This is a genomic window from Bacillus sp. BHET2 (assembly GCF_005938125.1).
Taxonomy (GTDB): domain Bacteria; phylum Bacillota; class Bacilli; order Bacillales; family Bacillaceae_B; genus Rossellomorea.
The window spans coordinates 1,865,367-1,874,643 of record NZ_VCQN01000001.1 but is presented as its reverse complement, the minus strand read 5'-3'; the positions used below and the strand labels follow the sequence as shown (position 1 = coordinate 1,874,643).

5 protein-coding genes, 16 tRNA genes and 2 rRNA genes are annotated in these 9,277 nt (G+C 42.9%); all 23 read left to right on the top strand.

Features of this window, described 5'->3' with window-relative positions:
* Positions 1 to 116 (top strand): 23S ribosomal RNA (locus tag FGG79_RS09570); the annotation flags it as partial.
* A 156-nt stretch (positions 117 to 272) separates the two neighbouring features.
* Positions 273 to 389, top strand: a 5S ribosomal RNA gene (gene rrf / locus FGG79_RS09565).
* A gap of 7 nt (positions 390 to 396) precedes the next feature.
* Positions 397 to 471, top strand: a tRNA-Asn gene (locus FGG79_RS09560).
* A 6-nt stretch (positions 472 to 477) separates the two neighbouring features.
* Positions 478 to 569, top strand: a tRNA-Ser gene (locus FGG79_RS09555).
* Between the two features lie 19 nt (positions 570 to 588).
* Positions 589 to 663 (top strand) — tRNA-Glu (locus tag FGG79_RS09550).
* A gap of 40 nt (positions 664 to 703) precedes the next feature.
* Positions 704 to 779 (top strand) — tRNA-Val (locus tag FGG79_RS09545).
* Between the two features lie 75 nt (positions 780 to 854).
* A tRNA-Met gene (locus FGG79_RS09540) sits at positions 855 to 928 on the top strand.
* Between the two features lie 146 nt (positions 929 to 1,074).
* A tRNA-Asp gene (locus FGG79_RS09535) sits at positions 1,075 to 1,151 on the top strand.
* 102 nt (positions 1,152 to 1,253) lie between these two features.
* A tRNA-Phe gene (locus tag FGG79_RS09530) sits at positions 1,254 to 1,329 on the top strand.
* Positions 1,330 to 1,342: 13 nt separating this feature from the next.
* A tRNA-Thr gene (locus FGG79_RS09525) sits at positions 1,343 to 1,418 on the top strand.
* A gap of 16 nt (positions 1,419 to 1,434) precedes the next feature.
* Positions 1,435 to 1,518: transfer RNA gene (locus tag FGG79_RS09520), tRNA-Tyr, on the top strand.
* Positions 1,519 to 1,638: 120 nt separating this feature from the next.
* Positions 1,639 to 1,712: transfer RNA gene (locus FGG79_RS09515), tRNA-Trp, on the top strand.
* Between the two features lie 11 nt (positions 1,713 to 1,723).
* Positions 1,724 to 1,799: transfer RNA gene (locus tag FGG79_RS09510), tRNA-His, on the top strand.
* A 39-nt stretch (positions 1,800 to 1,838) separates the two neighbouring features.
* Positions 1,839 to 1,910, top strand: a tRNA-Gln gene (locus FGG79_RS09505).
* A 4-nt stretch (positions 1,911 to 1,914) separates the two neighbouring features.
* Positions 1,915 to 1,989, top strand: a tRNA-Gly gene (locus FGG79_RS09500).
* Between the two features lie 7 nt (positions 1,990 to 1,996).
* A tRNA-Cys gene (locus FGG79_RS09495) sits at positions 1,997 to 2,070 on the top strand.
* An 8-nt stretch (positions 2,071 to 2,078) separates the two neighbouring features.
* Positions 2,079 to 2,162, top strand: a tRNA-Leu gene (locus FGG79_RS09490).
* 3 nt (positions 2,163 to 2,165) lie between these two features.
* A tRNA-Gly gene (locus tag FGG79_RS09485) sits at positions 2,166 to 2,239 on the top strand.
* A gap of 390 nt (positions 2,240 to 2,629) precedes the next feature.
* Positions 2,630 to 3,571: a carbohydrate ABC transporter permease gene (locus FGG79_RS09480; protein WP_138777474.1), complete on the top strand. Its 942-nt coding sequence runs from the start codon at positions 2,630 to 2,632 to the stop codon at positions 3,569 to 3,571.
* On the top strand, positions 3,571 to 4,398 hold the full coding sequence (locus tag FGG79_RS09475; protein WP_138777472.1) for a carbohydrate ABC transporter permease: 828 nt from the start codon (positions 3,571 to 3,573) through the stop codon (positions 4,396 to 4,398). The genes FGG79_RS09480 and FGG79_RS09475 overlap by 1 nt, the downstream gene beginning before the upstream one ends.
* Before the next feature lie 82 nt (positions 4,399 to 4,480).
* Positions 4,481 to 5,755, top strand: coding sequence for an ABC transporter substrate-binding protein (locus FGG79_RS09470; protein WP_138777471.1), 1,275 nt, complete (start codon positions 4,481 to 4,483; stop codon positions 5,753 to 5,755).
* A gap of 142 nt (positions 5,756 to 5,897) precedes the next feature.
* Positions 5,898 to 7,709 carry a sensor histidine kinase gene (locus FGG79_RS09465; RefSeq protein ID WP_138777468.1) on the top strand — a complete coding sequence of 604 codons (1,812 nt, stop codon included), beginning with the start codon at positions 5,898 to 5,900 and terminating at the stop codon, positions 7,707 to 7,709.
* Positions 7,690 to 9,264, top strand: a complete 1,575-nt coding sequence (locus FGG79_RS09460) for a response regulator transcription factor (RefSeq protein WP_138777466.1) — start codon at positions 7,690 to 7,692, stop codon at positions 9,262 to 9,264. Before FGG79_RS09465 ends, FGG79_RS09460 begins: the two co-directional genes overlap by 20 nt.
* Positions 9,265 to 9,277 lie beyond the last annotated feature (13 nt).

Sequence of the window (9,277 nt, the reverse complement as noted above, 5' to 3'; positions counted from 1 at the left end):
TTTCCCATCACGTAAGTGAGTAAGATCCCTAGAAGATGACTAGGTAGATAGGTCAGAGATGGAAGCATGGCGACATGTGGAGTTGACTGATACTAATCGATCGAGGACTTAACCACAAATGAACAACGACTGGTCGATATTCGGCTTTCTTGACATCAATTCTTTATCTAGTTTTCAGGGAATAAAATTTATGCGAAAGTATAAAAAAACCTTGAAAAATTATATCTACACGATATAATAATACTTGTCCTTAAAAAAGAGACAAGAAATAGTCTGGTGACTAAGGCGAAGAGGTCACACCCGTTCCCATGCCGAACACGGAAGTTAAGCTCTTCAGCGCCGATGGTAGTTGGGGGATCTCCCCCTGTGAGAGTAGGACGTCGCCAGGCATATCGTTCCGCAGTAGCTCAGTGGTAGAGCTATCGGCTGTTAACCGATCGGTCGCAAGTTCGAGTCTTGCCTGCGGAGCCATTATATGGAGAGCTGTCCGAGTGGCCGAAGGAGCACGATTGGAAATCGTGTAGACGGTTACCGCTGTCTCAAGGGTTCAAATCCCTTGCTCTCCGCCATAACACCTCATCTTATTAAGGCCCATTGGTCAAGCGGTTAAGACACCGCCCTTTCACGGCGGTAACACGGGTTCGAATCCCGTATGGGTCACCAACTTTTTTTGGAAGTTATTAAATAACCAATAATTACATATGGAGGATTAGCTCAGCTGGGAGAGCATCTGCCTTACAAGCAGAGGGTCGGCGGTTCGATCCCGTCATCCTCCACCAAGATTTTTTACGAAGCGTAAGCGGAGTAAAATAATCTTCCTTAATTATTATGTGTAACTTAACATATCTTATCGTCGCGGGGTGGAGCAGTTCGGTAGCTCGTCGGGCTCATAACCCGAAGGTCGCAGGTTCAAATCCTGTCCCCGCAATACCATTTTTGATTCTTCTATATAATGGGTTATTACTAATTCGTTAAGAGTCACGCATGGATAGTTGTTTTCGCTAACGCGAGGTAATGAAACCTATTTTGCTGGCGCAAGGTAATGAAAGTTATTTTGCTAGCGCAAAAAACTCTGGTCCGGTAGTTCAGTTGGTTAGAATGCCTGCCTGTCACGCAGGAGGTCGCGGGTTCGAGTCCCGTCCGGACCGCCATTTTTTATTTGGTTATATTATGTTTCTTGAAAAGGAAAAGGGTTTCGATAAGCGAGAAGGTCGAGGAAGCGATCGAAGTTTTGCGGAAGCCGAAAACTATATGGCTCAGTAGCTCAGTTGGTAGAGCAATGGACTGAAAATCCATGTGTCGGCGGTTCGATTCCGTCCTGAGCCACCATTTATTTCTTGATGCCGGTGTAGCTCAACTGGTAGAGCAACTGACTTGTAATCAGTAGGTTGGGGGTTCAAGTCCTCTTGCCGGCACCACCTGAGTGATTTTAATGGAGGGGTAGCGAAGTGGCTAAACGCGGCGGACTGTAAATCCGCTCCTTCGGGTTCGGCAGTTCGAATCTGCCCCCCTCCACCAAGATTTTTTACTGAGCGTGAGCGAAGTATAATAATCTTCCTTAATATTTGCGCAGCGAAGCGGAGTATTATGCTTCAAAGCGAATAGCATGAGGATTCACTAATAACTAATTATTTTTATAGGGGTATAGTTTAAAGGTAGAACGAAGGTCTCCAAAACCTTTGGTGTGGGTTCGATTCCTACTACCCCTGCCAATTTTATCATGGCGGTTGTGGCGAAGTGGTTAACGCACCTGATTGTGGTTCAGGCATTCGTGGGTTCGATTCCCATCAGTCGCCCCATTAAAGTCACCTTTCAGTTTCCGTGACATATACTATCAGTGGGCTATAGCCAAGCGGTAAGGCATCGCACTTTGACTGCGACATGCGTTGGTTCGAATCCAGCTAGCCCAGTAGTGCGGAAGTAGTTCAGTGGTAGAACACCACCTTGCCAAGGTGGGGGTCGCGGGTTCGAATCCCGTCTTCCGCTCCAATAATAAGGCGGCATAGCCAAGTGGTAAGGCATGGGTCTGCAAAACCCTGATCACCGGTTCAAATCCGGTTGCCGCCTCCAAATGTAATGCCGGTGTGGCGGAATTGGCAGACGCGCACGACTCAAAATCGTGTTCCTCTGGAGTGCCGGTTCGATCCCGGCCACCGGTACCATTCGCGGGTGTAGTTTAGTGGTAAAACCTCAGCCTTCCAAGCTGATGATGAGGGTTCGATTCCCTTCACCCGCTCCAACTTACATACGACAAGCTTTCTCATTATGAGGAAGCTTTTTTTATATGCTCATAACCAAATAAGCATTATTTCACTCCATCTGGTTCCCCGTAGCCTGCCTTTCGCTTATATATTTTTAATTCTGACCTATATATTTTCAAATCTACGGTTTTATTTTCAAAAATGATATATTTATTTTCAAAAAAAGTGTTTCACCAATTCACAACCGGTTCCTCCATCCGACCACTTTCTCACTAACCCCAACCTTTTCATATACCCACCACCGACCCCGAACTAAACTAATATAGTCAAAATATTGCACCTTCTTTGTCAATACAGTCTCCCTTATGAAGAAAGCCCTCCTATTATAATGTAAGAAAGCGATTACATATCTAGGGGTGGTGATACGGGTGGAAACCAAGATTCAGACTGGACCAGTGAGCAAAGAAGCGCAAATAAAGGCAGTGACGAAGAAGAAGTTTAAGTATAAGAGCTTGCTGACGTACGCTGCCTTTGTAGGACCGGCACTTTTATTCTTTTTAGTGATTCAGATCGTTCCCTTCTTGATGGGGGTGTATTATTCCTTTACTTCATGGAATGGTGTCAGCTCGGTTGTGGAGTGGGTTGGTTTTGAGAATTATAAGAAGATTTTCACGGATGATAAGACGTTCTTTAATTCGTTTATGTTTACAACGAAGTTTATGTTTGCGGCTGTGATCATTAGTAATTTGATCGGCTTTGGGTTTGCGTTACTCCTGAATGCAGCATTGAAGACGCGAAATATTCTGCGGACCGTGTTTTTTATACCTAACGTAATTGGTGGTTTATTACTCGGATTCATCTGGCAATTCATCTTTGTTAAGGGATTTGCATCACTTGGAAATATGACGGATATCGGATTCTTTAAGATGCCGTGGTTGGGTGATGAGAAGACGGCTTTCTGGGGAATTGTTATCGTATTCGCGTGGCAGATCAGTGGGTACATGATGGTCATCTATGTGGCTGCATTGCAAGGGGTGGATAATTCGCTTCTGGAAGCGGCGAGGATAGATGGGGCATCAAGCTGGACGCTATTGACGAAGATTATCATTCCATTGATCTTACCGGCGTTCACGATTTGTTTCTTCTTGACGATTTCAATGGCCTTTAAGATATTCGATCTTAACATCTCGCTAACAGGCGGAGGGCCATTCAACTCTACACAATCTGTTGCGATTAACATTTATCAAGAAGCCTTCCAGAATAACCGTTATGGACTTGGAACGGCGAAATCTATTCTGTTCTTTGTCGTAGTAGCCGTGTTTACGACGATTCAGGTGATGGTGACGAAGAAGAAGGAGGTTGAGGCGTAATGGGCAATCGCTATACGAAGAGAACGTTTGTATTAGAGATTATCGGAATTGTCATCGGGCTCATTTTCCTTATCCCTTTTTACTTCGTACTGGTCAACTCGGTGAAACCATTCGCTGCGATCTTGATTGATGCGGCAGCGTGGCCGAAGGAATTTATGTTTTCTAACTATGCTAAGGTGTGGGAGATCATCAACTTCCCACGTGCTTTCTGGAATTCCTTGGTCATCACGGTTTTTAGTAACCTTGGTTTAGTAATCATCAGCTCCATGGCGGCGTGGAAAATGGTACGTACTCCTGGGAAGTTCAGTAAAATTCTATTTGTCATCTTTGTATCAGCCATGGTGATTCCGTTCCAGACGGTGATGATTCCCCTCATGAAGGTCGGGGGAACATTAGGGATTACAAATAGCATTCCAGGACTGATCATCATGTACTTCGGCTTCGGGGTTCCACTTTCTCTGTTTTTGTATCACGGGTTTGTGAAAACCGTACCGATCGAAATCGAGGAATCAGCGATGATCGACGGCTGTAGTCAGTTTGGTGTGTTTTGGAGAATTGTCTTCCCATTACTGAAACCAATCACTGTCACCGTGATCATTTTGAACACATTATGGATTTGGAATGATTACCTGTTGCCACTTCTTGTCTTACAGGATTCGGAGCTAAGAACAATTCCACTGGCAGCAAGTTCGTTTTTTGCCCAGTATACGAAGCAATGGGATATGGGGCTTGCAGCGTTGGTTCTTGGTATTACGCCAATCGTCATTTTCTTCTTATTCTTACAGAAGCATATTATCAAAGGGATTGCTTCAGGTTCAATCAAGTAGATATTAAATTTCTGTCGAGATGGTCTATCATTGGTACAGAAATTTATATAAAATATTTTATATCAGGGAGGTCAATCCATTTATGAAACGTATTTTATTACTTTGTATGTCTTTGGTGTTAGTATTTGGAATTATTGCCGGTTGTTCTTCTAAAGACAAAACAAGCAGTTCTGGTGGAGATTCCGGTTCAGACGATGTTGTAACACTTAATTTCTTCCAGTTTAAGGTTGAAATTGCCGATCAGCTACAAGAAATGATCAAGGAATTCGAAGCAGAGCATCCTAACATTAAGGTCAAGCTGGAAACAGTAGGAGGAGGTGCCGATTACGGTGCAGCCCTTAAAGCAAAATTTGCTTCGGGAGAAGAGCCTGATATTTTTAACAACGGTGGATTCAAAGAGTTAGAGCTTTGGAAAGAGAAGCTTGCGGATCTTTCTGGTGAGCCATGGGTAGAGCATGTCCTTCCTATCGGTAAAGTTCCGATGTCTGATGAAGACGGCAAACTGTATGGTATGCCGGTTAACTTAGAAGGTTATGGATTTGTTTATAACAAAGATTTATTTGAAAAAGCAGGGATCACTGAGCCTCCTGCAACGATTGATGAGTTGAAAGACGCAGCAAAGAAGCTTGAAGCGAAGAAAATCACGCCTTTCTCAGCAGGTTACGGCGAGTGGTGGGTAATTGGCCAGCATTTACTGAACATTCCTTTTGCTCAACAGGAAGATCCGGATGCGTTCATCGCAGGACTTTATGATGGATCTGAGAAAATTGTAGGAAACGAAAAGTTCAAGCAGTTCAAAGAGGTTCTGGACACTGAGCTTAAATATGCAAACGATAATCCTTTAACGACGGATTACAATACGCAAGTAACGCTATTTGCCTCTGGTGAAACAGCGATGCTTCAACAAGGAAACTGGACTGAGAACATGATTACGGAAATCAATCCTGATATCAACATGGGCTTCCTTCCGATTCCTGTCAGCAATGATGATACTGCAGACCGCCTTCCTGTCGGTGTACCGAATAACTGGGTACTGAACAAGAACTCTGAGCACCTTGAAGAAGCGAAGACATTCTTAGATTGGATGGTATCTTCTGAAACAGGTAAGCGTTATATCACAGAAGAATTTGCCTTCATCCCTGCGTTTGATAATATCGAGCCGAATGGTCTTGGAGACTTAGGACAGTCCATCCTTGACTACTCTAAGGATGAAAAGACGATTCCTTGGACTTGGTTTAAATGGCCGGATGGTGCGAACAAAGAATTCGCTGCAACAATCCAGGAATATGCAGCTGGAAAAATTGATTATGATACTGTACTTGAGCGATTCCAACAAACGTGGGATAACTTGAAGTAAACAGAATAATAGAAAGCATGTCTACTAAAGGCATGCTTTCTATTTTATAAGTTAAGTAGAAATATTTCGAAAAAACACCTTCAAGAGCAGGGAAAAACACTTTATACTAGTGTATAAGTGAGACCTGGGAGGTCCGTCCCTCATGTTAAAGAAAAGCATTCGGAATAAGTTGATTGTGCTGTTGATGATTACGACGATTGTGCCCTTTGGCAGTTCGATCATCATTACATATTTGTATACGAAGAATTCGATAGAAGAGCAGGTGGTGGAGGAGAGCAGCAATCTCCTTTATCAGGGAAAGGTGAACCTGGAGAGCTATATCAATGAGCTCAATGGACTGACACTCTCACTCTATAATAATCCTGATTTTATTAATTTTATGAGGTCACCAAGTCAGGAGAATAATTACTTAACGATCGGCATTGTGAAGAATATTGTGCAAACGATTCTCTACACTGGGGACACGATCAATGGAGTACGCATTTCCTTTGCAGATGGTGATAGGGTTATTTCCGCGACGAAACGTTCGACCGTTGTATTTTCGAATAGAATAAAAGATTCACAGTGGGAATATTTCAGAAAAGCAGAACGAAGTCCTTATAACATGTACATCGAACCAACCTATAGTCAGGAAGAGGAGAATATTAACCGGTCGAAGGAAATCATCACGATTCACAGGGCATTCCGAAACGTTCCGGGAGATGAGGTGCTGGCGTATATCTCGCTGGAAGTATCTCCAGATAAGATTATCGATCTGAGCAGGAATTTATATAATCCTGACTCGGAGGAATTTTACCTCCTGTCTTCAGAAGGGGAAATGATTTATAGCTCAGATCGGGACGTATCAGATGATGGTAACAATCAGAAGTGGATAAAGAGGATTATGGAGTCAAAGGATGTATCAGGAACGCTTGAGTGGAAGGAAGATTCATTCAATGGTGTGATGATGTACGATCAGCTTCCAGCTTCAGCCGGTGGATGGTTCCTCGTGAAAAGGGTATCTTATACAAATCTTTATGAAAGCGCATTTAGTGTGGCGAAAATCAATATTTTGTTCGGGGTTCTTGGCTTGACCCTTGTCGTGCTCGCAACGCTGTTTGTTTCATTTAAAATCACATCACCGATCCGAATCCTGCTTGCAAATATTCAAGAGGTAGAGAAAGGGAATATGAAGGTTCAATCAGAGTCGTTCGGAGCAGATGAAATTGGCATACTGGGCTTCCGTTTTCAGCAGATGATCGAGCGGGTTAATCATCTGATCAATCGGGAATACAAACTGGAACTTGAGAACAAGACGAATCAATTAAAGGTTCTCCAGTCTCAAATCAATCCCCATTTTCTCTACAATGCCCTCCAGTCTATTGGGACGATTGCGTTAAAGAATAAGGTACCGCAAATCTATTCCTTGATTACCCATCTATCTAAGATTATGAGATATGGGATGAATATGGAGGAGGATGTGGTTCCGTTAAGTAAGGAAATCAATTACACCAACGCCTATCTTCTGTTACAGAAAGAGCGGTTCAGGGAGAACCTGGAATACAAAGTTGAAATAGAAGAAGACTTGAGAGGAACCCTGGTTCCAAAGATGATCCTTCAGCCCCTGATAGAAAATTATTTCAAGCATGGTTTCGATATCCGTGATGGGGTTGGACGTATCTGGCTGAATGGCTATCAAGATGGGGAAGAACTGGTATTGATCGTCCGTGATAATGGCGTGGGTGTAACGGATAAGAGACTTCAGGAGATCGAAGACCACTTTAACGTGAATGCATGGAATAAAACGGGGACTGAGACGAACATCGGTCTAAAAAATGTGTATGTACGATTAAAGCTCTATTATAATCAGCAGGCGAGTCTGAAGCTTGAGAATCATGAAACAGGAGGCTTTATGGTCACTATGAGGCTGCCAATCCGAATGGAAGGTGAAGCAAATGAAAGCGATCATCATTGATGACGAGAGACATGTGCGTGAAGGGTTACTTTTATTAGCAGAATGGGATAAGCATGGCATTCACACTATTCTAGAGGCGGAAGATGGAGATGAAGCCATCCAATTGATCACGGAGCATAGACCAGAAATCATTTTCACCGACATGAGGATGCCTAAGCGAGATGGCATCACTTTGTTAAAGTGGCTTCATACCTCTGAGCTTAAGAGCAAAACCATCGTCGTCAGTGGCTATGATGATTTCGAATATATGAGAAACGCGATTTTCTATAAAAGCTTCGATTATATCCTGAAACCGATTGAACCGGATGTGTTAAATGAAACCCTGGATAAAGCGGTGAAGGAATGGAATGATCAGGCACGATCAAGGAGATATCAGGTGGAGGAAAATCGAGTCATGAATGAGGCAAAGCCCCTTTATTGGGATCGATTATTCTCAAGCCTTTGTGCGATGGAGGGGATTACACCAGAGATGGTAGAAAAGGTTGAAAAAGAGTTCGGTGTGGAGATTACCAAACTGGAAAAAACCGTTGCTCTCCTTCCCATCAAACCGATCGTAATGAAATCCTTTCAAGGGGACCGTGATCTGGCATTCTTTACCCTTATCAATATATGCAACGAGCTCTTGCGAAAACAGAATGATGGAGTTTGCTTTCGTAATAGCAATAAAGAGGAGGAGCTGGTGGTTCTCTTCTGGAATGATAAAAATGTGACGTATTTGTTAGAAGAAATATACTCATTAATCTACCAATATAGTAAAGTCTTCATGGTCATGGCACTCGGTAAGAAGTCAAAGAAGGTGAATGAAGCGTACAAATCTGCTCTTGAGGTGTATTCGAAGCACACCTTGCTTGACCAGAGAAAGATTGTCACACATAAAGATTTGTTGACAGTCCCTCTCCTTCATTTATTAGACCACTCCAGTGAATTGAAATGGGCGATTCGCTCAGGAAGCATGAATCAGGTTCAGGAGCAATTGGAAGAAATTTTCTCTCAATTAGATCGAAAGCATACTCTGTCCCTCGAGCAGTTACAGATATGGGAAGATCAGTTTGAACAATTAAGGAATAATTGGTTGAAAGAGTATGAAATCAGGCGTCAGGAACCATTCTACCGGGGCATGGACTATTGGAACGAGGATGGCTCATTTTCTTTCAGGAAATTCAAAGAGGAAAAAGCGAAAGAGTTTATCGAACTAATTGAGACCCTCAGTCAGGCAAAGTACCAAAAGGAAAAAAACAATATGCAGCATATCGAAGAATTTCTGCAGCAACATTATCAGGAGGAAATCAATCTTCAGGATATTGCGGATCGGTTCTACTTAAGCAGGGAATACATATCCCGTAAGTTTAAGCAGGATTATGGAGCGACGATCACCGATTACGTCACGACCATCCGGATGGAAAAAGCAATGAAACTTCTTGAAAACTCGTATCTAAAAATATATGAAGTTGCTTACGGCGTAGGGTATGGGAATGAAAAGTATTTCAGCAAAGTATTTAAGAAGCATATTGGTGTTACACCGAATGAATACCGGCATAAACAATCAAACACATAACTTGGAGGTTTTA

What these genes read in the sequence shown, in the direction of transcription:
- FGG79_RS09475 (WP_138777472.1), top strand. Translation starts at nt 3,571, where the DNA reads ATGGGCAATCGCTATACGAAGAGAACGTTTGTATTAGAGATTATCGGA.
- FGG79_RS09470 (WP_138777471.1), top strand. Translation starts at nt 4,481, where the DNA reads ATGAAACGTATTTTATTACTTTGTATGTCTTTGGTGTTAGTATTTGGA.
- FGG79_RS09465 (WP_138777468.1), top strand. Translation starts at nt 5,898, where the DNA reads ATGTTAAAGAAAAGCATTCGGAATAAGTTGATTGTGCTGTTGATGATT.
- FGG79_RS09460 (WP_138777466.1), top strand. Translation starts at nt 7,690, where the DNA reads ATGAAAGCGATCATCATTGATGACGAGAGACATGTGCGTGAAGGGTTA.